The organism is Citrobacter sp. Awk 2 (genome assembly GCF_028069815.1).
GTDB lineage: Bacteria > Pseudomonadota > Gammaproteobacteria > Enterobacterales > Enterobacteriaceae > Citrobacter.
The window spans coordinates 1-20,460 of the sequence record NZ_JANEWL010000011.1; the positions used below are offsets into that span (position 1 = coordinate 1).

The window sequence follows — 20,460 nt, forward strand, 5'->3', positions numbered from 1 at the left end:
TATATAAATAGTTATATCTACAAGGATTTCGTTATGCTTAAGATTGCAAAAATTGCCGTTGTGGCAGGGATTCTGGCCACGCTGACCGCTTGTACGGGTCATGTTGAAAACCGTAATAAAACCTGCTCGTATGATTACCTGCTGCACCCGGCAATCTCGATTTCTAAAATGATTGGCGGTTGCGGCGCAGCGGCTGAATAATCAATAAATCTCTTTGCGCAGATACAAAAAAACCGGGAAATTCCCGGTTTTTTCGGCAACGCAGAAAGCATTACGGCTTGGCAACAAAGCCAATAGCTTCATACACAGCTTTCAGCGTAACAGAGGCACGCGCACTGGCTTTTTCCGCACCCTCTTTCATCACTTTCTGCAGGAAGGCTTCATCGTTACGGAAACGGTGATAGCGCTCCTGGAGTTCGGTCAGCATGCCGGAGACGGCTTCTGCGACTTCCCCCTTCAGATGACCATACATTTTGCCTTCAAAGTGCTGTTCCAGCTCAGAAATGCTCTGACCAGTAACGGCAGAGAGAATATCCAGCAGGTTGGATACGCCAGCTTTGTTCTGCAAATCGTAACGCACAACCGGCGGCTCATCAGAGTCGGTCATTGCACGTTTGATTTTCTTAACCACTGATTTTGGATCTTCCAGCAGGCCGATCACGTTATTGCGGTTGTCATCCGACTTGGACATTTTCTTCGTCGGTTCAAGCAGCGACATGACGCGCGCACCGGATTTCGGAATGAACGGCTCAGGCACTTTGAAGATGTCGCCATACAGGGCGTTGAAGCGCTGGGCGATATCGCGGCTCAGTTCCAGGTGCTGTTTCTGATCTTCACCAACCGGTACCTGGTTGGTCTGATACAACAGAATATCCGCCGCCATCAGCACCGGGTAATCAAACAACCCGGCGTTGATGTTCTCTGCATAACGTGCGGATTTATCTTTGAACTGGGTCATACGGCTCAGTTCACCGAAATAGGTGTAGCAGTTCAGTGCCCAGCCTAACTGTGCATGTTCCGGCACGTGCGACTGGACGAAGATGGTGCTTTTTTCAGGATCGATACCACACGCCAGGTACAGCGCCAACGTATCCAGAGTTGCTTTACGCAGTTGCTGGGCATCCTGACGAACGGTGATAGCATGTTGGTCAACGATGCAATAGATGCAATGGTAGTCATCCTGCATGCTCACCCACTGACGCAGCGCACCCATATAGTTGCCAATGGTCAATTCACCTGAGGGCTGTGCGCCACTAAAAACGATGGGCTTAGTCATTTTTTGATTCCTGATTTTCGCTATGCGGAAGCCCGAGAGCGGGCAGTAGTTCATTAATACGGTCGTAAATAACGTCGGGCTGGCTCAGCGCAATTGACTCACCGTAGTTGTAGCCATAGGTCAGGCCAACGGATGGGCAGCCAGCAGCTTTTGCCGCCTGAATATCATTGCGTGAATCCCCTACGAAGAGCATTTGCTCAGGCTTGATACCAAGCTTGCTTGCCACCAACAGCAACGGGTCCGGATGCGGTTTTTTGTTCTGCACATCATCACCACCAATGACCACGCTAAAGTATTTGGCAATATCCAGCGCATCAAGTAACGGCGCGACAAACGGGGTCGGTTTATTGGTCACCAGACCCAGCGGCAATCCGTTGGCATGCAGTGCGCCCAACGTGTCGGCGACATCAGGGAACAGGAACGTCCCCTCTTCGGCGACATCGCCGTAATATCTGTCGAACAGCTTGCGCAGAATTCGCACCTGTTCCGCAGCGGGAATATCATCATCAACAGGCGGTTTGCCCATCGTTTTACGTAAGGTCGCACGCTCCTGACGAGACCAGGCAAGCGCACGCTCCATCAACACATCGGCACCATTACCAATCCAGGTAATGACACGCTCTTCACCCGCCACCGGTAGCTCCAGCGCATACAGCGCCATATCGACCGCAGCGGCTAATCCCGGCGCGCTATCAACCAGCGTGCCGTCGAGGTCAAATGCTACGCCCCGAATGTCCTGAAATTTATCCATGACTTACCTTCGCCAGTTCATTGCGCATTTCATCAATGACTTTTTTGTAGTCTGGTTGGTCGAAAATAGCAGAGCCTGCGACAAACATATCCGCACCGGCAGCCGCAATTTCACCAATGTTGTTCACCTTGACGCCGCCATCCACTTCCAGACGAATGTCATAGCCAGACTCATCAATACGACGACGTACTTCGCGCAGCTTATCCAGCGTTTGCGGGATAAAGGACTGTCCACCAAAACCTGGGTTAACAGACATCAGTAGGATCACATCCAGCTTATCCATGACATAGTCCAGATAGCTCAGCGGAGTGGCCGGGTTGAACACCAGCCCCGCTTTACAGCCATTCTCTTTGATCAGTTGCAAAGTGCGATCGACGTGTTCGGAGGCTTCCGGGTGAAAAGTAATGATGCTGGCACCGGCCGCTGCGAAGTCAGGGACAATTCGATCAACTGGCTTCACCATCAGATGAACATCAATCGGAGCGGTGATCCCATATTTACGCAGCGATTTCAGTACCATCGGGCCGATGGTCAGGTTCGGCACGTAGTGGTTGTCCATGACGTCGAAGTGAACGACATCAGCACCCGCCGTCAGTGCTTTCGCGGTGTCCTCACCCAGGCGGGCAAAATCAGCCGACAGAATTGAGGGGGCAATCAAATACTGTTTCATCCGCTTCTCCTTGAGAATTATTTTTTCGCAGGCGTTGCGACTCCTGGTTTGTATAGCGCCAGCAGTTCGTTCACCTTTTTACGTGTGCCGCCGTTGCTGCTTATACTGCGCCGCACTTTGACCTGAAAATGTTTCGCCGCTCGATACCATTCACGGGTATCCGGCGTGTCATGATTCGAAATTAACACTGGGATCTGCTTACTGACCAGCTTTTCTGCCATCTCGGCCAGATGCGCCTGCTCTTTCGGGCTAAAGCTGTTGGTATGATACGCGGTGAAATTTGCCGTCGCCGAGAGCGGTGCATATGGCGGGTCACAGTAGACCACAGAGTTGGTATCCGCGCGATCCATGCACTCTTCATAGGAGAGGCAATGGAACTCTGCATTTTGCGCTTTTTCGGCAAAATGGTACAACTCGGCTTCCGGGAAGTAGGGTTTTTTATAACGACCAAAGGGGACGTTAAACTCACCGCGCAGGTTATAACGGCATAACCCGTTATAGCCAAAACGGTTGAGATATAAGAACAGCACTGCACGTCGGAACGGGTCCTGGCAGGCATTAAATTCTTCCCGGAACTGGTAGTACACCTCAGCCTGATTCGTTTCAGGCATAAACAGCTCACGTGAAGCCTGCACATACTCATCGGTACGCGTCTTCACGATGTTATAGAGACTGATAAGGTCGCTGTTGATATCGGCAAGAATATAACGAGAAAAGTCGGTGTTGAGAAACACCGACCCGGCACCCACGAAGGGTTCAATCAGGCACTCACCCTGAGGTAAATGCCGTTTGATATCATCAAGCAGGGGGTATTTCCCCCCTGCCCATTTCAAAAAAGCGCGATTTTTTTTCATGCTGACTAACTAATTACACCTTCTCCGGCTGTGGAGAAAGCTCCGACAGCATCCTGCGCTTTAGTCTTTGTCCCGCAATTGGGCGAAACAGCAAACCATTGCAGAACATATCCTATCTTACTTCAAATCGGCCTGAACCTGGTGCAGCGGTTTTGCCCACGGGTTTTTCGCCTGAATGTCGGCGGGTAACGTAGACACTGCACGTTTCGCATCTTCTTTAGACGCATACACGCCCGTCACCAGAACATACCACGGTTGACCGTTACGCGTCGTCTGGTACACCACGTAGTTCTTCAGGTTCTCTTTCTTCGCCCAACCATTCAGGTTGTCGTAGTTAGAGGAACTGCTGAGCTGCAGCGTGTAGTGACTGGATGGCGCTGATTTTAACGCGCCAACGTTCCCTGCACTTTTCGCACCACCCGCAACCGGTGTTGCTGTCGTTGGTGCAGGTGTTGCAGTCTGCTGAGCTGGTGCGGTGCTTGCCGTTGCTTTTGGTTCAGTTGACGCTTTAGGTGTCGCGGTTACCACTGGCGCTTTCGTTGTTGTCGTCGGCGCGGTCGCGGTCACAGTTGGTTTCGACTGAGCGACGGGTTTCGGCTCTGCCGGCGTCGCTTTTACCGTGGTCTGCGGCTTGCTCTTCGGCTCAATAACAGCCTGTTTGCGTTCCTGATGCGCAACTGCAGTACGTTCTGCAGGCTCAGTCTTCGCCGTCTGACGCCCTGCATTGCCATTGCGAACGGGTGCTACAGTAGCTGGTTCAGTTGGCAGCGTAGAGTTGACTACGACGTTGTTAACCTGCGCCTGACCTTGCGGCTGCGTCAGCGCATTGTTCAGATCACCCTGAACTTCAACACGCTGCTGACCTTCTGCTGTGGCAGGTGCCTGGCCTTGAGTCGGGGTAGAGGAAATCGGCGGCAGCGAAACATCCTGCTGCGTATTGCCAGCGGTCTGCTCAGCACCCGTCGCAGGCATTGTGGTGTTCGCCTGATCCGTCGCATTGCTGCCAGAAAGATCGATGCTCTTCTCACCAGACGCAGCCTGCTCACTGGAAGAGGAAGATGAGGGGGCCTTCAGTGCGGAACCGATACCGACAATCAGCAGTAGCAGCACCAGAACACCCACACCCATCATAATGTACTGACGGGAGGCTGGTTTACTGACCGCTTTTTTACGCTTGCGTGGGCGACGTTCTACACGTTCTTCATCCACAACATCGTCATCAGATTCATAGTCTTCTTCAATGTCCTGCTCTTCATCACGCTCTTTACGTGCCCGCGCAGGACGGCGATCGTCGGCATCCAGATCAACATCATCAAAATTGATTTGCGGCTCATTATCGCGTTCAGACGATTGACGAGAACGACCAGTACGACGATCGCTGGGATCGGGTTTCAGCTCGTCTTCTGGTTTGAATTCATCCATTTAACACCCCACTCAAAGGTTAATGCTTACGACTTTGCATATAACCTGAAGCTAAAAGACTTACGCTTTACAACGCAAGCCTGACCTTTCTTGTTGTTACGCCTGCTGGCAATCAGCAATCGCGTTAAGAACCACCTCGTGCGACACTCCGCCGCGCACTTCACTCTTCCCTATTGCCCGCGGAAGCACTAAACGAATCTCTCCCGCCAACACTTTTTTATCTCGCAGCATGTGCGGCAAATAAGCCTGTGTAGACATTTCACTCGGCCCATTCACCGGTAAACCTGCGCGCTGCAACAACGTAATAATGCGCTGCGTTTCAGCGGAGGTAAACTGGCCCAAACGTTCTGACGTGCGGGCAGCCATTACCATACCTGCTGCGACGGCTTCGCCATGTAACCAATTGCCATAACCCATTTCAGCTTCGATAGCATGGCCAAACGTGTGTCCCAGATTCAGTAAAGCACGTAAGCCCATTTCGCGCTCGTCCGCGGCGACAACTTCTGCTTTCAGCTCACAACAACGGCGAATACAGTACGCCATTGCCGGACCGTCCAGACGTAATAATGCGTCCAGATTTTCTTCCAGCCAGCTGAAAAATTCACCGTCAAGGATGATGCCGTATTTGATCACTTCCGCCAGGCCCGATGCCAATTCACGCGCAGGAAGCGTTTTCAGACAGTCGAGATCCACCACCACGGAAGCCGGTTGGTAAAACGCGCCAATCATGTTTTTACCGAGGGGATGGTTTACGGCAGTTTTACCGCCTACGGAGGAGTCAACCTGCGACAACAGCGTTGTCGGGACTTGAATAAAACGCACACCACGCTGATAGCTGGCTGCTGCAAAACCGGTAAGATCGCCAATCACGCCGCCGCCAAGTGCGACCAGCGTGGTATCGCGACCATGCGGTTTTTGCAGTAACGCAGTGAAGACCGTATCCAGAACCGTCAGGCTTTTATACTGCTCGCCATCGGGAAGGATAACGCTATCAACGTTAACACCCGCCTGTTCAAGTACGCCGCGAACCTTATCGAGATAAAGGGGAGCCAGGGTTTCGTTGGTTACCAACATAACCTGATCGCCCGATTTCAGCGGTAAGAATGAAGCTGGCTCATTAAACAAACCAGCCGCGATGGTGATAGGGTAACTACGTTCCCCGAGAGTGACTGTAATCCTCTCCATTACGCGACATCCACCTTAGTTACTTGTACCCGCAGACGAGTGTGTATTCAGCCAGAATTAGTTGCTTTCCAACATATGAATAATCTGGTTTGCTACGACTTTCGCGCTCTGATCGTCGGTGCGAATGGTCACGTCGGCAATCTCTTCATACAGAGGGTTGCGTTCGTCAGCCAATGCTTCCAGAACTTCACGCGGCGGCGATTCTACCTGCAGCAGCGGGCGCTTCTTGTCACGCTGAGTACGTGCAAGTTGTTTTTCAATTGTCGTTTCAAGATAGACCACGACGCCACGCGCGGAAAGACGGTTACGTGTTTCACGTGATTTAACAGAGCCACCGCCAGTTGCCAGCACAATACCCTGTTTTTCCGTCAACTCGTTGATGACTTTTTCTTCGCGATCACGGAAGCCGTCTTCACCTTCTACATCGAAGACCCAGCCCACATCAGCTCCGGTTCGTTTCTCAATCTCTTGATCAGAATCGTAAAATTCCATATTGAGTTGTTGAGCTAACTGGCGCCCAATAGTGCTTTTTCCGGCACCCATAGGCCCAACCAGAAAGATATTGCGTTTCTCTGCCATTTTTTCGGTACTACTAAGACTATTCGTTAATGGTAAACCCGCTTCGCAGACACCCAGCGCAGCAGGACATGAACTGAAACCTCATAAGATATTGCGAGAGTCAGACTGAAAATTATCTCAATACTCAAGCGGGTTTGGCAACTGAATAAATCACCAAACCTTACGCATTTCTGGTCGTGGCAAGCATGCTACCCTGCAAACATCTGGCCTGACGACGTGTCGTGTAGCCAAATGACGCCAAATAAGCCTATGACACACCACCGGAAAGGCGAAGCGTATTCACTGCTGCATAAGTAAAGAAAAGTCCCGACACTCAAATCGGTACTCCTTGTATGCTAAATACACCCGCACGTCAAATCCCTGAAACGTGTTCAGCGCAAAAACAACGGGTTTTCATGCATAAGTTATTCTGTTGGGACCAGTCTGGGCGTGATAAAAACCACTAACTCACGCCGCTCATCTTCTTTACCATCATGACGAAAAAAATGGCCGAGCAACGGAATGTCGCCGAGTAACGGCACACTGTCAGCTGCTGATTTATTTTTATGTGAAAAAATCCCGCCCAACGCGATCGTTTCACCGCTCTTAACCTCCACCAGGGTTTCAATTTCCTGCTTATCAATGGCCAGCACTTCGCCATCCGCTTGCTGCAGCACCTGTCCGGGAACATTCTGGCTAATATGCAGTTTCAGTCTGATCCGCCCTTTCTGCAGCACGGTTGGCGTTACTTCCATCCCCAGCACCGCTTCTTTAAATTCGACGGACGTTGCGCCGCTTTCACCGCTGGAGACCTGATACGGGATTTCACTGCCCTGCTTAATACTGGCAGGTTGCAGATGAGAAGCCAGTAATCGAGGACTGGCAATAATATCAAGCTGCTGTTTTTGCTCCAGTGCAGACAACTCAAGCTCCAGCAAACGACCATTAATGCGGCCAATATTAAATCCCACCCGCGATGTTGCAGTAGACACGGAAAGATCGCTGGTCAGCGTGGTGACATTCCCCACCGCCCCTGGCAGTTGTGCATCTGCCAGCGACCACTTCACCCCCAGCTCACGCAAACTTTTTTCATTAATCGTGACGATGTGCGCCGCCAGTTCGACCTGCTCAACGGGCAAGTCCATTTGCGCCACCCACTGTTCCAGTATGTTTAGCGCAACAGGGTTGTCTCGCAGCAGTAGGCGGTTGGTACGTTTATCGACCGTTATACTTCCTTTAGCACTCAGCAGTTTTTCACCGGCTTTTGCCAGCTCAGTGGCATCCGCGTATTGCAAAATTATGCTGCGATGTTCCAGCGGCAAACCGGCCTGAATCCGCGCTTGTTCACTCTCCTGGCGGGCTGCATTTTCGTTTTGCCAGCGTACAGTATGCACATGCAGGATGTTTCCCTCCTGGCGTAACACCAGTCCGGCGCTTTTGACCACCGTCTGCAATGCCTGTTTCCACGGCACATCCGTCAGATGCAATGACAGCACGCCACTGACATCCGGTGACACCACCAGATTTTTCTTCTCCTGCACCGCCAGCGCCTGCAGCACCTGGACAACGGGAACATCATCCACCACCAGCGTCACGTTTTGTGCCTTCCCGGCCAGCACGCTGGGTATTACGGTCATCAGCACGATGACTATCCACCGCTTCATTCGCCTCTCCTTGTCGTTGCCACTGCCACTGTGATGGCTCACAATCGCTCCCTGTGTCGATAGTTACGCTTTGGGCTGTCACCTGAGATACCCTCCAGATGTTATTCAAAACATCTCGCTGCTCGACCCTCCGCCATTTGTGTTGACCATCCCGAATAAAACCAATTGAGCGTCCTCCCTGGATCACCGCCCCCTGATAACGCCATGCCGACAACTCAGCCATCCGGCAGTGATCCTCTGGCGGCTGAAAGGGATTGCGCATACCGGTCAGCAGCAGCACGCTAAAACATGCGGACAGCCAGCGCTTAGTCATCATTCCGACGCTCCAGCTGTATCGTCAACAACACATCAGCATCTTCTGCACGAAGAGAAAACTGACTCGTACTCATCCCCTGTTCCGCCAGTTGGGCAAACACCTGTGGGACCGCATCCCACGCAGTTTTCAGTGCCAGTTCGCCTCCCCGTAAGGAGGGCTGCCAGTGGATCAGACGTGTAAGAGAGGTTTGATATAGCAATGGGGAAAAAGGAACTGGCCTCGCTTCAGTGGGGGAAAAGGGTTTCCCAACCGATGACGCCAACAGATACAAATTGCGCCATTGATCTTGAATCGCCACGCGTTGGCGGACTAATGCTGCCTGCTGCGCCTTCCGTTGCTGCTCTGCAGGATAAAGGCACAGCAGCGCAGCCGTGATCAGGACCAACATCCAGCCGCCCCAGCACAACAGTCGAAACCGCGGCGTCTGTGCTAACCAGCCATCACAAAGCGCCTGCATGCATAACGCTCCGTATCAGACGATAGTGAAACTGCCAGCGTCCCTGCGAATCTTGTCGCGTTTCCCCTGAGCTTGCCAATTGAAACCCGGGGTGTTTGCGTAGTTGCGTCTCCAGTCTCTGCAGTGCGGTAATGTTCAGCGTCAGCCCTGTCAGCGTCAGCGTATCCTGCTGCCAGGTCATTCCTGTTAACCACGCCTGTTCTGGCAGCAACTCCGCCACCCCTTGTAAAACAGACTGCCAGCTTCGCATCTGTTCACGCCGTTTTTCTCTTAGTTGTGCCTGCTGCCATTGTTGTTGTCGCTGTTGCAGCTGCGGTTTGAGCGCTATCAGAGCTTCAGCCCGCGTTTTTTCGGCTTCTGCCAACAGTAATTCGACCCGATTATCTACGCGAGAAAGCGCGTAATAACCCAATGCGATACCCACAATAGCCAGTAAAGATCCACTCAATAACGCTCCCCACCATTGCAGACAGGCATACCGCCGCGACTGACGCCAGGGCAAAAGATTGATGGTCGCCGTCATCAGTACACACCTCCCATCGCCAGCCCAAGCGCAACAGCAAAGTTGTGGCTTTCCGTAGGAATCGGTGGCTGGCGGACGGACACCGCATTTAAGGGATCAAAGCCACCGGTGTCACATAGCGCAATATCCGCAGGGTAAAGAGATAATGCCGCGGCAAGCGCGCCGATATCGTCAATTTCCCCCGTCGATTTACGTCCCCATGCCGTGCGGCTCGCCCAGAGCCATTGGGTATCGTCACGCCATGCCAGACATGATTGATGCTTGGGTAAATAAGGCATTAATCGCTGCAAGGCGCTGGCATCCGGCGTAATGGCCGTAACCTGTACTTTCAGGGGATGCATCAGTGTCAGGAGTGCCGATATTTCTTTGCTTTGTGCCGCAGTCACGTTGAATGCCGGGCTTAGTGCGTCTTCGCTATAATCAAACTGCAGCGCATCCGGCTCCATATCCAGTTCACGAGCCATCGCCCCAGACAACCATGCCGTTTGCTCTGGTTCGCGCAGGATCATTGCCGGACGGGGTAACTTTTTTTGTAACGTCCTGTTGGCAGGAAAAGAAAGGTGGATATGGTGCCTGTGCGGTAGCTCACGGCTCCACGGCAGGAGCACCGCAGCGAGCTGTTCCGGCTCACGAATGTGGCCATCGACGACAACCTGATGTGCCAGCGGCATACGCCACCAGCGTTGTAGGACCCAACCGGACGCGTCACGAACGATAGCGACAGCCAACACGTCATGTTGCTGAATATGCAGACCAATTTTCCATATACGAAAAGCCATTGCTGATGATCTCCTTATCACCCGTTGCTTCAACGGGTATATCAATGCGTCTGGCTTGCCTTTATACTACCGCGCGTTTGTTTATAAACTGCCCAAATGCCACTAAATGGGAAATCTCCAGTGAAGTTCGTAAAGTATTTATTAATCCTTGCAGTATGTTGCATCCTGCTGGGAGCAGGCTCGATCTATGGCCTCTATCGCTATATCGAGCCACAATTACCTGACGTTGCGACGCTAAAAGATGTGCGTCTGCAGATCCCTATGCAGGTTTACAGCGCTGACGGCGAACTCATCGCGCAATATGGCGAGAAACGTCGAATTCCGGTCACGCTGGATCAAATGCCGCCGGTAATGGTTAAAGCCTTTATCGCTACAGAAGACAGCCGCTTCTATGAGCACCACGGGGTGGACCCGGTGGGGATCTTCCGTGCAGCCAGCGTCGCGTTGTTCTCCGGCCATGCCTCACAAGGCGCAAGTACCATTACCCAGCAGTTGGCAAGAAACTTCTTCCTGAGTCCGGAACGTACGCTGATGCGTAAGATTAAAGAAGTGTTCCTGGCTATCCGTATTGAGCAATTGCTGAGTAAAGACGAGATCCTCGAGCTTTATCTGAACAAGATCTATCTGGGGTATCGCGCCTACGGCGTGGGTGCTGCCGCGCAGGTCTATTTCGGGAAGACCGTTGATCAACTCAGCTTAAGTGAAATCGCAGTGATCGCCGGTCTGCCAAAAGCGCCATCGACCTTCAACCCGCTCTATTCGATGGACCGGGCAACCGCGCGCCGTAACGTTGTACTGTCGCGTATGTTGAGCGAAAACTACATCACTCAGGCCCAATACGATCAGGCGCGTAGTGAAGCGATCGATGCCAACTATCACGCGCCGGAAATCGCTTTCTCAGCACCTTATCTGTCTGAGATGGTGCGCCAGGAGATGTATAACCGCTATGGCGAAAAAGCCTATGAAGACGGGTATCGCATCACCACTACCATTACGCGCAAAGTCCAGCAGGCCGCCCAGCAGGCTGTACGTAACAATGTCATGGATTACGACATGCGCCACGGCTACCGCGGCCCATCTAACGTGTTGTGGAAAGTGGGCGAAAGCAGTTGGGACAGCAAAAAAATCACCGATACGCTGAAAGCGCTACCGACCTATGGCCCACTGCTGCCCGCGGTCATCACCAGCGCCAACCCACAGGAAGCGACCGCTGCGTTGGCGGATGGAACATCGGTGTCATTACGTATGGAAGGTATGCGCTGGGCGCGCCCTTATCGTTCCGATACGCAGCAAGGCCCGACGCCACGTAAAGTAACCGATGTGGTTCAGGCCGGTCAGCAAATCTGGGTACGCCAGGTTGGCGACGCCTGGTGGCTGGCACAAGTGCCGGATGTTAACTCCGCACTGGTTTCGATTAACCCGCAAAACGGCGCAGTGCTGGCACTGGTGGGTGGTTTTGATTTCAACCAGAGCAAATTTAACCGTGCGACCCAGGCATTACGCCAGGTGGGTTCGAACATCAAACCCTTCCTCTATACCGCCGCGATGGATAAAGGCCTGACGCTGGCAAGTATGTTGAATGACGTACCAATTTCCCGTTGGGATGCCGGTGCAGGTTCTGACTGGCAGCCGAAAAACTCACCGCCGCAATATGCTGGCCCTATCCGCTTACGTCAGGGGCTGGGTCAGTCGAAAAACGTGGTGATGGTTCGTGCCATGCGCGCAATGGGTGTGGATTACGCGGCAGAGTATCTGCAACGTTTCGGCTTCCCGGCACAGAACATTGTGCATACTGAATCACTGGCGCTGGGTTCAGCCTCGTTCACTCCGCTGCAGGTTGCTCGCGGTTACGCGGTAATGGCGAACGGCGGATTCCTGGTCGACCCGTATTTCATCAGTAAGATTGAAAGCGATATGGGTGGCGTTATCTTTGAGGCGAAGCCAAAAATTGCCTGCCCGGAATGTGATATCCCGGTGATTTATGGCGATACGCAGAAGTCTAATGTACTGGAAAACAGTAACGTCGAAGATGTTGCGGTATCCCAGGAACAACAAAATGCCGCCGTGCCCATGCCACAGCTGGAACAAGCTAACCAGGCGCTGGTCGCACAAAGCGGAACGCAAGAATACGCACCACACGTCATCAACACGCCGCTGGCCTTCCTGATCAAGAGCGCGTTGAACACCAATATCTTTGGTGAACCAGGCTGGATGGGAACCGGCTGGCGTGCAGGACGTGATTTACAGCGCCATGACATCGGCGGGAAAACCGGGACAACCAACAGCTCGAAAGATGCATGGTTCTCCGGCTATGGCCCAGGAGTAGTGACCTCGGTATGGATCGGGTTTGATGATCATCGTCGCGATCTCGGACATACGACGGCATCCGGCGCGATCAAAGACCAAATCTCCGGCTACGAAGGTGGTGCGAAGAGTGCACAACCTGCGTGGGATGCCTACATGAAGAGTGTATTAGAAGGTGTACCTGAGCAGCCGCTGACGCCGCCACCGGGTATCGTTACAGTCAATATCGATCGTAGCACCGGCCAACTGGCGAACGGTGGTAACAGCCGTGCGGAGTATTTCATTGAAGGTACTCAGCCAACGCAACAGGCGGTACATGAGGTGGGGACAACCATTATCGATAATGGTGAGACGCACGAGTTGTTCTAATCTTTTGCCGGATGACGTTTCGCTTATCCGGCCTACATTTTCGGCGCAATCATTTGATATTGCTGGATGTTGTAGGTCGGATAAGGCGTCAGCCGACATTCGGCAACATAAACTACAATCGCCCTTGCCCTTTTAGCCATTCACGAACCAGGAACAGCGCGCTGACATTACGCGCTTCGTGGAAGTCAGGGTCTTCTAACAGATCCATCAAATGCGCCAGCGGCCAGCGCACCTGTGGCAATGGCTCAGGCTCATCACCTTCCAGCGACTCAGGATAAAGATCCTCTGCGACCACAATATTCATCTTGCTGGAGAAATAGGAAGGCGCCATGCTGAGTTTTTTCAAAAACGTCAGGTCCTTCGCACCGTATCCTACTTCTTCTTTCAGTTCCCGGTTAGCCGCTTCAAACACGCTTTCACCCGGATCGATTAACCCTTTGGAAAAACCAAGCTCGTAGGATTCGGTTCCGACCGCATATTCGCGAATGAGGATCAGGTGGTCATCCACAATCGGCACAATCATTACCGCTTCGCGCGTGGATGGGCGCATACGCTCATAAACACGACGTACGCCGTTGCTGAACTCAAGGTCCACGCTTTCGACTTTAAAAAGTCGGGATTGTGCGACGGTTTCCACTTTCAAAATCGTGGGTTTTTGTAATGATTTGCTCATCATGAGGATCTTTGCTGTGAAATCTGGGGTTATTGTGCGATATACAGCACGGTTTCGGCAATGTGAATTGCCGTTTATTTACATTTATGTAACGTACTAAAAGTTAATCCCTATTTCAAATTAAAAGTCAATAGGTTGAAATAACTCCAGGAATTTGCTGATATTCCGTTTTTGGTGATTTTGCTATTATTCGCATTTATTGGGCTGTACTTAAAGATGCTCAAGTTCAACTCCACACTTGCCGATAGCCAACCACAGAATCACGAATATTGAACAGGGTGCGACTGACCACGCCTGACAGACTAAGTAAGATGGGGAAAGCATGAGCACCATTCTGATTTTTTTAGCTGCTTTGCTGGCCTGCTCATTGCTTGCAGGGTGGCGATTCAGATCAAAATTCAGACAACAAAAATTACCGTTGAGCAACGTCTTCTCTGACGCCTCTAAGCGTAAACTAACACCCGAAGAACGTGGTGCGGTCGAAAACTATCTCGAAAACCTCAGTCAAATTCAGCAGGTGCCTGGCCCAACAGGTGCCAGTTCGGCACCGGTATCGTTAACCCTGAATGCCCAAAGTAATAGCGTCATCGTACTAACGCATTCCATTACGCGCTATGGCATCACCACCGACGATCCGAACAAATGGCGCTACTATCTCGACTCCGTCGAAGTACATTTGCCTCCCTTCTGGGAACAATACATCAATGATGAAAACAGCGTTGAGCTGATCCACACCAATACGCTGCCGCTGGTTATCTCGTTGAACGGTCACACGCTGAAAGAGTATATGCAGGAAGCGCGTGGCTATGCGCTACAGCATACCGCGTCTACTCAGGCGTCCATACGCGGTGAAGAAAGCGAGCAGATTGAACTGCTGAATATTCGCCAGGAAACGCATGAAGAGTATGCGCTCAGCCGCCCGTCGGGATTGCGCGAAGCGTTACTGATTGCCGCATCATTCCTGTTGTTCTTTTTCTGTTTAATCATGCCAGACACGTTCGTACCGTGGACCGCCGGTGGCGCAGTGTTGCTGCTGGCTGCGGGTCTGTGGGGCCTGTTTGCACCACCGTCTAAAACGGCCTTACGAGAAATCCACTGTCTGCGTGGCACTCCACGTCGCTGGGGGCTGTTTGGTGAAAACGATCAGGAGCAAATTAATAATATCTCCCTGGGTATTATTGACCTGATTTATCCACCACACTGGCAGCCTTACATTGCACAGGACCTTGGCCAGCAAACGGATATTGATATCTATCTGGATCGCCATGTTGTCCGCCAGGGGCGTTTTTTATCGTTGCATGACGAGGTGAAAAACTTCCCGTTGCAGCACTGGCTACGCAGCGCCGTCATTGCCAGCGGTTCGTTGCTGGTATTGCTAATGCTGCTGTTTTGGGTCCCGTTGGATATGCCGATTAAACTTACGCTTTCCTGGATGAAAGGGGCGCAAACTATTGAGGCCACCAGCGTTAAGCAACTGGAAAAGGCAGGCGTACGCGTGGGCGATACGCTGCATCTGAGTGGCACGGGGATGTGTAACATCCATACTCAGGCGAGCTGGAACGCACAACCTGCGACACCTTTTATGCCATTTGATTGTTCGCAGATTATCTGGAATGACGCGCGCGCCCTGCCGCTGCCCGAGTCCGACCTGGTCAATAAGGCGACGGCGCTGACCCAAAGCGTTAATCGCCAACTGCACCCCAAACCCGACGATGACTCTCGCGTCAGCTCATCGTTACGCTCAGCCATTCAGAAGTCCGGCATGGTGTTGCTGGATGATTTTGGCGATATTGTCCTGAAAACCGCCGATCTGTGTGCCGCCGAAGATGAATGCGTACGCCTGAAAAATGCCCTGGTTAACCTGGGTAACAGTAAGGACTGGAACGCTCTCGTTAAGCGAGCAAACGCCGGGAAACTGGATGGTGTAAATGTGCTGTTGCGCCCGGTAAGCGCCGAATCACTGGATAACCTGGTGAATACCTCTACGGCACCGTTCATTTCACGCGAGACCGCCCGGGCGGCTCAGGCACTGAATAGCCCTGCCCCCGGTGGTTTCCTGATTATCAGTGACGAAGGCAGCGACCTGGTTGATCAGCCCTGGCCGGCGACCTCGTTGTACGACTATCCGCCGCAAGAACAATGGAACGCCTTCCAGCGCCTTGCCCAGATGCTTATGCAAACGCCATTTCGCGCTGAAGGGATTGTCACCAACATCTCGACCGACGCCAACGGTACCCAGCACATTGGCCTGCACCGAATCCCGGATCGTTCAGGTTTATGGCGCTATCTTGGCACCACGTTGCTGATGCTCTCCATGCTGGGATGCGCTATCTACAACAGCGTTCAGGCATTCAGACGTTACCAGCGTCATCGTTCCCGCATCACGGAGATTCAGGAATATTACGAGAGTTGCCTGAATCCAACGCTGATTGAGGCCCCAGAAAGCCTGATTCGATAACACGCCCGCGCGACGGAATATGCTACCCTGTCGCGCATCTTGTTTTCCTCTGGGGAGTTTCCATGCACATAGATATTGCCTGGCAGGACGTCGACACCGTTCTGCTGGATATGGACGGTACGCTGCTCGATCTGGCTTTCGATAACTATTTCTGGCAAAAACTGGTGCCGGAAACCTACGGCACGCAACAGGGTATCTCTCCCCAGGAAGCCCAGGAATTTATTCGTCAGCAGTATCATGCCGTACAGCATACGCTAAACTGGTACTGTCTGGATTACTGGAGCGAACGCCTGGGTCTGGATATATGCGCTATGACAACCGCACAGGGACCACGCGCCGTACTGCGTGAAGATACGGTACCGTTCCTTGATGCTCTGAAAGCCAGCGGCAAACGTCGTATTTTGCTCACCAATGCGCATCCGCATAACCTGGCGGTGAAGCTTCAGCATACTGGTCTGGCTTCACACCTTGATTTATTACTTTCCACCCACACATTTGGTTATCCCAAAGAGGATCAGCGGTTATGGCACGCTGTCGCTGAAGAAACGGGAATGAGTGCAGAGAAGACGTTGTTTATTGATGACAGCGAACCCATTCTCGACGCCGCTGCTCAATTCGGCATTCGTTACTGCCTCGGCGTAACCAATCCCGACTCCGGTACAGCGGAAAAACAGTATGCACGCCATCCGTCACTCAATGACTACCGCCGACTGATCCCCTCACTGATGTGAAGGAGATGCCATGAAAGAGAAGCCCCTTGTCGAAGTCAGGCTGGATAAATGGCTGTGGGCAGCACGCTTTTATAAAACGCGCGCAGTCGCCCGCGAAATGGTTGAAGGCGGTAAGGTGCATTACAACGGGCAGCGCAGCAAGCCGAGTAAGATTGTCGAGCTAAATGCGACCCTCACCCTGCGCCAGGGAAATGACGAACGGACGGTCATTATTAAAGCCATTAGCGAGCAGCGTCGCCCGGCAACTGAAGCCGTTATGCTGTATGAAGAAACCGCGGAAAGCGTGGAAAAACGCGAAAAAATGGCGCTGGCGCGTAAACTTAACGCGTTAACCATGCCGCATCCGGACAGGCGACCGGACAAAAAAGAGCGCCGCGACCTGTTACGATTTAAACACGGCGACAGCGAGTGACTGTCACCTGCAAGAGAGATGATTATGCCGCAACATGACCAATTACATCGTTATCTGTTTGAAAACTTTGCCGTGCGCGGCGAGCTGGTAACCGTTTCACAAACCCTGCAACAGATCCTCGAAAATCATACTTACCCACAGCCGGTCAAAACCGTGCTGGCGGAGCTGCTGGTTGCCACCAGTCTACTGACCGCGACGCTGAAGTTTGCTGGTGATATCACCGTTCAACTGCAAGGCGACGGTCCGTTGAGCCTGGCGGTAATTAACGGCAACAACAACCAGCAAATGCGCGGAGTGGCTCGTATACAGGGTGATATCCCTGAAGATGCCGATCTGAAAACACTGGTTGGCAACGGCTACCTGGTGATCACCATTACACCGGAAGAAGGCGAACGCTATCAGGGCGTGGTCGGTCTGGAAGGTGACACGCTGGCGGCCTGCCTGGAAGATTACTTCATGCGTTCAGAACAGCTGCCAACGCGTCTGTTTATCCGTACTGGCGACGTCGACGGTAAACCTGCTGCTGGCGGTATGCTGTTGCAGGTCATGCCAGCGCAAAACGCACAGGCAGATGATTTCGATCACCTTGCTGCACTGACAGAAACCATCAAAGCCGAAGAGTTGCTGACGCTGCCAGCCAACGAAGTTCTGTGGCGTTTGTACCACGAAGAAGAAGTCACCCTCTACGATCCGCAGGATGTTGAGTTCAAATGTACCTGTTCACGCGAACGCTGCGCAGGCGCTCTGAAAACGCTGCCGGATGAAGAAGTTGACAGCATTCTGGCAGAAGAAGGTGAGATCGATATGCACTGCGATTATTGCGGTAGCCACTATCTGTTTAACGCCATGGATATTGCAGAGATCCGCAGCAACGCCTCCCCTGCCGATCCACAGGTGCATTAATCCTCGTTTTGCCCGGTGGCGCGCAGCTTTAAGGCCTACGGTAAAACTGTTGTAGGCCGGATACGGCGCTCGCGCCGCCATCCGGCAACAGATTCACTCATTGTAATAAGTCATTGGCAGTCTTTTGCCATTAATGGTGATATCCCGCCAGACTCTGGGAGCCGAATCCAGTTGATGATTCGCCAGCGCCTGCAGCAGTTGCTCTTTATTGAATCCCTCCGGTAGTCGGGCTGTCGCAATCAACACCCATTTGTTCTCCTTAACGCCAAAGACCAGACTCTCCCCATCACCAAAAGCATACAATACTTGCTCGGACTGCCCATCCGCGTTGAGATCCTGATCCACCAATACACATGCATCCTGCTCGATACAGGAAGCGATCCGGTAGCGTTGTCCCTTTAAAAACGTCCAAAACGCGTCATCGGGCTTCTTGCTTCCCGGTGCAATCATCACCTTCGGCGCTAACTGCGTTGCTGTCAGCTCATTTACCGGATCGCGATGCCCTCGCAGGATGGCATTTAAATCACGCCTGCGCTTGCTGTCTTTGTTGAACGCATCGTCTTTTTGTAATGCTTCCAGTGCGGCGCGACCGGGTTTTCCGCTGTGATCCAGCATATACAGACTGACCTGGTCAGCCGTAATTTTCCCGCTGTAGTAGCGTCCCATATGGCTGTTGACGCTAATACGCCAGACATCAATGACCGGCGACGTCAGCAGAATCAGCAGGCCCAATGTCAGGAGCGAAACGCCAAGAATGACCTTTCCCTGAATATCGAGCGGGTTGCCTCCCGCGCGCAAAATACTGACCAGGTAGCCGAGGGACCACACCAGTAATACAAAGACCACCAATGCGCCATACAACCGCTCAGGCGTCCAGCCATACTGATGAATTCTCAGCCACATTGCCCAACCGGCAATCAGCATATAGAGAGGAGCAACAACCAGTGAAGCGTTAATCAAATAACGTAATGCACCAGGATAAGGTAACGCCTCTTTGTGCGGCTCGCGCACGATGGCCATCAGCAACAGGAAGATCAGCGTCAACGTAGACATTAGACCCGCCGCTGACACGCGCTGTGAGATAGCATCCAGTCCGGTGAAAGGCAGGGTCAGCATAAACATCAGCGCTAACAGTGCAACCAGTGGGAGTAAACCTGTGGCGAGGAACGTCAGCAGCTTTTGCACCGCAGCAACCAGGCGCGACTGCGTACGCGCCAGCACCACTGCCAGTGCAGTAATCAGGCCAAGCGCCAGATAGACAAACCAGTCAGTCTCAAAGAAAAGCGTGTTGAAGAAAGTGATTCCGACCAGTTGAAACATTTCACTCCACAGCAGGAGCACCAGCCAGAACAGGCCGTTGGCCACAAAAGCGATCAGCAACGTCAGCGAGTTAAGCCACAGGTAGGTATAAAACTGTGGATAGCGAGCCTGTTCACGACGGGCGTGAAGTTGATATTGAATCCACGGCAAAGCCAGCATCGCCATCAACAGTAAGCGCCAACCGTAGGCAAAAAAAATGTCATCCTGTCGCCATCTGTCACTGTCCGCCGCACTCCACTTCAGCCACACACTCATCACCAGCACAACCACGCAGATCAGCGCCATCCAGCACCATAGCGCACGTTGCTTAAATGAGACGACAGTCAGCAAAAGTGCTGAGGAGAGTGCAATCGTTACGGGCATACCGTAGAACAGCCAGTCACTGTTCTGCGGCGCAAGATACGCCATCAGCAGGTAGCACACACACCCTTGTAGCAGTCCGATAAAGACCATGCCCCAGCGGGTCGTTGGTGAAAGCTCAACACTGTCCATGTCGTTTTCCAGAAAGAAGATAAAATCTAATTATCGCATCAACTTCACAAATATGAGTATTCGTCAGTCCATTTCGGACCCGAGCTGCGCGAGGTGAATCGATATTGTTTATGTTTGAGTTACGTTTATTTCTTACATGAATGCGATTACACTCACAAGATTCCCGCCAAAAACACTCTCTATTAACGTTTTAAGAACATTTTCCACAACAAAAAAGGGTTTCCTGCCATAATATCCGCCTCTTTGTGACAGGAGTCGCAGCGTATTCGGTTATTCGTGGAATTACCGGATGCGTAAATCTATGAGCCTTGTCGCGGTTAGCAATCCCTAAAAAACCTTACTA

General features: G+C 52.3%; 20 protein-coding genes. 6 read left to right on the top strand and 14 right to left on the bottom strand.

Annotation, left to right across the window (positions count from 1 at the left end; translation table 11 throughout):
- Positions 1-33 precede the first annotated feature (33 nt).
- Complete coding sequence (locus NNO02_RS05015) at positions 34-201, top strand: YhfL family protein (protein WP_271441406.1); 168 nt, start codon at positions 34-36, stop codon at positions 199-201.
- A gap of 70 nt (positions 202-271) precedes the next feature.
- On the opposite strand, the gene trpS is transcribed toward NNO02_RS05015, so the two are convergent.
- The 12 genes from trpS to NNO02_RS05075 form a co-directional block, all read right to left on the bottom strand.
- Positions 272-1,276 (bottom strand): tryptophan--tRNA ligase, encoded by a 1,005-nt coding sequence (gene trpS / locus NNO02_RS05020; protein ID WP_271448652.1) that lies wholly within the window; start codon positions 1,274-1,276, stop codon positions 272-274.
- Positions 1,269-2,027, bottom strand: a complete 759-nt coding sequence (gene gph, locus NNO02_RS05025; protein ID WP_271454323.1) for a phosphoglycolate phosphatase — start codon at positions 2,025-2,027, stop codon at positions 1,269-1,271. The genes trpS and gph overlap by 8 nt, the downstream gene beginning before the upstream one ends.
- Complete coding sequence (rpe, locus tag NNO02_RS05030; protein ID WP_271454324.1) at positions 2,020-2,697, bottom strand: ribulose-phosphate 3-epimerase; 678 nt, start codon at positions 2,695-2,697, stop codon at positions 2,020-2,022. The genes gph and rpe overlap by 8 nt, the downstream gene beginning before the upstream one ends.
- A gap of 17 nt (positions 2,698-2,714) precedes the next feature.
- Complete coding sequence (dam, locus tag NNO02_RS05035) at positions 2,715-3,551, bottom strand: adenine-specific DNA-methyltransferase (protein ID WP_137361508.1); 837 nt, start codon at positions 3,549-3,551, stop codon at positions 2,715-2,717.
- A gap of 117 nt (positions 3,552-3,668) precedes the next feature.
- A complete protein-coding gene (gene damX / locus NNO02_RS05040; protein ID WP_271454325.1) occupies positions 3,669-4,973 on the bottom strand; it encodes a cell division protein DamX in 1,305 nt (434 codons plus the stop codon).
- Positions 4,974-5,069: 96 nt separating this feature from the next.
- Positions 5,070-6,158 (bottom strand): 3-dehydroquinate synthase, encoded by a 1,089-nt coding sequence (gene aroB / locus NNO02_RS05045; RefSeq protein ID WP_271454326.1) that lies wholly within the window; start codon positions 6,156-6,158, stop codon positions 5,070-5,072.
- Positions 6,159-6,215: 57 nt separating this feature from the next.
- Entirely contained in the window at positions 6,216-6,737 is a 522-nt protein-coding gene (aroK, locus tag NNO02_RS05050) for a shikimate kinase AroK (protein ID WP_003023552.1), read from the bottom strand.
- Between the two features lie 404 nt (positions 6,738-7,141).
- A complete protein-coding gene (hofQ, locus tag NNO02_RS05055) occupies positions 7,142-8,380 on the bottom strand; it encodes a DNA uptake porin HofQ (RefSeq protein WP_271441401.1) in 1,239 nt (412 codons plus the stop codon).
- A complete protein-coding gene (locus NNO02_RS05060; RefSeq protein WP_271454327.1) occupies positions 8,292-8,696 on the bottom strand; it encodes a HofP DNA utilization family protein in 405 nt (134 codons plus the stop codon). The genes hofQ and NNO02_RS05060 overlap by 89 nt, the downstream gene beginning before the upstream one ends.
- Entirely contained in the window at positions 8,686-9,153 is a 468-nt protein-coding gene (locus NNO02_RS05065; RefSeq protein ID WP_271454328.1) for a HofO family protein, read from the bottom strand. The genes NNO02_RS05060 and NNO02_RS05065 overlap by 11 nt, the downstream gene beginning before the upstream one ends.
- Positions 9,137-9,676, bottom strand: a complete 540-nt coding sequence (locus NNO02_RS05070) for a PilN domain-containing protein (protein WP_271454329.1) — start codon at positions 9,674-9,676, stop codon at positions 9,137-9,139. The genes NNO02_RS05065 and NNO02_RS05070 overlap by 17 nt, the downstream gene beginning before the upstream one ends.
- Positions 9,676-10,455, bottom strand: coding sequence for a DNA utilization protein HofM (locus NNO02_RS05075; protein WP_271454330.1), 780 nt, complete (start codon positions 10,453-10,455; stop codon positions 9,676-9,678). Before NNO02_RS05075 ends, NNO02_RS05070 begins: the two co-directional genes overlap by 1 nt.
- A gap of 120 nt (positions 10,456-10,575) precedes the next feature.
- Between NNO02_RS05075 and mrcA the strand changes: the two genes are divergently transcribed.
- Positions 10,576-13,128, top strand: coding sequence for a peptidoglycan glycosyltransferase/peptidoglycan DD-transpeptidase MrcA (mrcA, locus tag NNO02_RS05080; protein ID WP_271454331.1), 2,553 nt, complete (start codon positions 10,576-10,578; stop codon positions 13,126-13,128).
- Between the two features lie 112 nt (positions 13,129-13,240).
- Here mrcA and nudE read toward each other — a convergent pair whose 3' ends face one another.
- Positions 13,241-13,801, bottom strand: a complete 561-nt coding sequence (gene nudE, locus NNO02_RS05085; protein WP_115602375.1) for an ADP compounds hydrolase NudE — start codon at positions 13,799-13,801, stop codon at positions 13,241-13,243.
- A 322-nt stretch (positions 13,802-14,123) separates the two neighbouring features.
- On the opposite strand from nudE, the gene igaA reads away from it, so the two are divergent.
- The 4 genes from igaA (at position 14,124) to hslO (ending at position 18,305) form a co-directional block, all read left to right on the top strand.
- Positions 14,124-16,259: an intracellular growth attenuator protein IgaA gene (gene igaA / locus NNO02_RS05090; protein WP_271454332.1), complete on the top strand. Its 2,136-nt coding sequence runs from the start codon at positions 14,124-14,126 to the stop codon at positions 16,257-16,259.
- A gap of 62 nt (positions 16,260-16,321) precedes the next feature.
- Entirely contained in the window at positions 16,322-16,990 is a 669-nt protein-coding gene (gene yrfG, locus NNO02_RS05095; protein WP_271441394.1) for a GMP/IMP nucleotidase, read from the top strand.
- A gap of 10 nt (positions 16,991-17,000) precedes the next feature.
- Positions 17,001-17,402 carry a ribosome-associated heat shock protein Hsp15 gene (gene hslR, locus NNO02_RS05100; RefSeq protein ID WP_271441393.1) on the top strand — a complete coding sequence of 134 codons (402 nt, stop codon included), beginning with the start codon at positions 17,001-17,003 and terminating at the stop codon, positions 17,400-17,402.
- Positions 17,403-17,426: 24 nt separating this feature from the next.
- Positions 17,427-18,305, top strand: coding sequence for an Hsp33 family molecular chaperone HslO (gene hslO, locus NNO02_RS05105; protein ID WP_005121631.1), 879 nt, complete (start codon positions 17,427-17,429; stop codon positions 18,303-18,305).
- A 93-nt stretch (positions 18,306-18,398) separates the two neighbouring features.
- On the opposite strand, the gene NNO02_RS05110 is transcribed toward hslO, so the two are convergent.
- Entirely contained in the window at positions 18,399-20,117 is a 1,719-nt protein-coding gene (locus tag NNO02_RS05110) for a DUF4153 domain-containing protein (protein ID WP_271454333.1), read from the bottom strand.
- Positions 20,118-20,460: the final 343 nt, after the last annotated feature.

Excerpts from the sequence above, each read along its gene's own strand:
- hslO (WP_005121631.1), top strand. The coding sequence starts at position 17,427 with ATGCCGCAACATGACCAATTACATCGTTATCTGTTTGAAAACTTTGCC.
- NNO02_RS05070 (WP_271454329.1), bottom strand. The coding sequence starts at position 9,676 with ATGACGGCGACCATCAATCTTTTGCCCTGGCGTCAGTCGCGGCGGTAT.
- NNO02_RS05075 (WP_271454330.1), bottom strand. The coding sequence starts at position 10,455 with ATGGCTTTTCGTATATGGAAAATTGGTCTGCATATTCAGCAACATGAC.
- hofQ (WP_271441401.1), bottom strand. The coding sequence starts at position 8,380 with ATGAAGCGGTGGATAGTCATCGTGCTGATGACCGTAATACCCAGCGTG.
- damX (WP_271454325.1), bottom strand. The coding sequence starts at position 4,973 with ATGGATGAATTCAAACCAGAAGACGAGCTGAAACCCGATCCCAGCGAT.
- NNO02_RS05015 (WP_271441406.1), top strand. The coding sequence starts at position 34 with ATGCTTAAGATTGCAAAAATTGCCGTTGTGGCAGGGATTCTGGCCACG.
- rpe (WP_271454324.1), bottom strand. The coding sequence starts at position 2,697 with ATGAAACAGTATTTGATTGCCCCCTCAATTCTGTCGGCTGATTTTGCC.
- igaA (WP_271454332.1), top strand. The coding sequence starts at position 14,124 with ATGAGCACCATTCTGATTTTTTTAGCTGCTTTGCTGGCCTGCTCATTG.
- NNO02_RS05060 (WP_271454327.1), bottom strand. The coding sequence starts at position 8,696 with ATGATGACTAAGCGCTGGCTGTCCGCATGTTTTAGCGTGCTGCTGCTG.
- nudE (WP_115602375.1), bottom strand. The coding sequence starts at position 13,801 with ATGAGCAAATCATTACAAAAACCCACGATTTTGAAAGTGGAAACCGTC.
- NNO02_RS05110 (WP_271454333.1), bottom strand. The coding sequence starts at position 20,117 with ATGGACAGTGTTGAGCTTTCACCAACGACCCGCTGGGGCATGGTCTTT.
- dam (WP_137361508.1), bottom strand. The coding sequence starts at position 3,551 with ATGAAAAAAAATCGCGCTTTTTTGAAATGGGCAGGGGGGAAATACCCC.
- gph (WP_271454323.1), bottom strand. The coding sequence starts at position 2,027 with ATGGATAAATTTCAGGACATTCGGGGCGTAGCATTTGACCTCGACGGC.
- aroB (WP_271454326.1), bottom strand. The coding sequence starts at position 6,158 with ATGGAGAGGATTACAGTCACTCTCGGGGAACGTAGTTACCCTATCACC.
- hslR (WP_271441393.1), top strand. The coding sequence starts at position 17,001 with ATGAAAGAGAAGCCCCTTGTCGAAGTCAGGCTGGATAAATGGCTGTGG.
- NNO02_RS05065 (WP_271454328.1), bottom strand. The coding sequence starts at position 9,153 with ATGCAGGCGCTTTGTGATGGCTGGTTAGCACAGACGCCGCGGTTTCGA.
- yrfG (WP_271441394.1), top strand. The coding sequence starts at position 16,322 with ATGCACATAGATATTGCCTGGCAGGACGTCGACACCGTTCTGCTGGAT.
- aroK (WP_003023552.1), bottom strand. The coding sequence starts at position 6,737 with ATGGCAGAGAAACGCAATATCTTTCTGGTTGGGCCTATGGGTGCCGGA.
- trpS (WP_271448652.1), bottom strand. The coding sequence starts at position 1,276 with ATGACTAAGCCCATCGTTTTTAGTGGCGCACAGCCCTCAGGTGAATTG.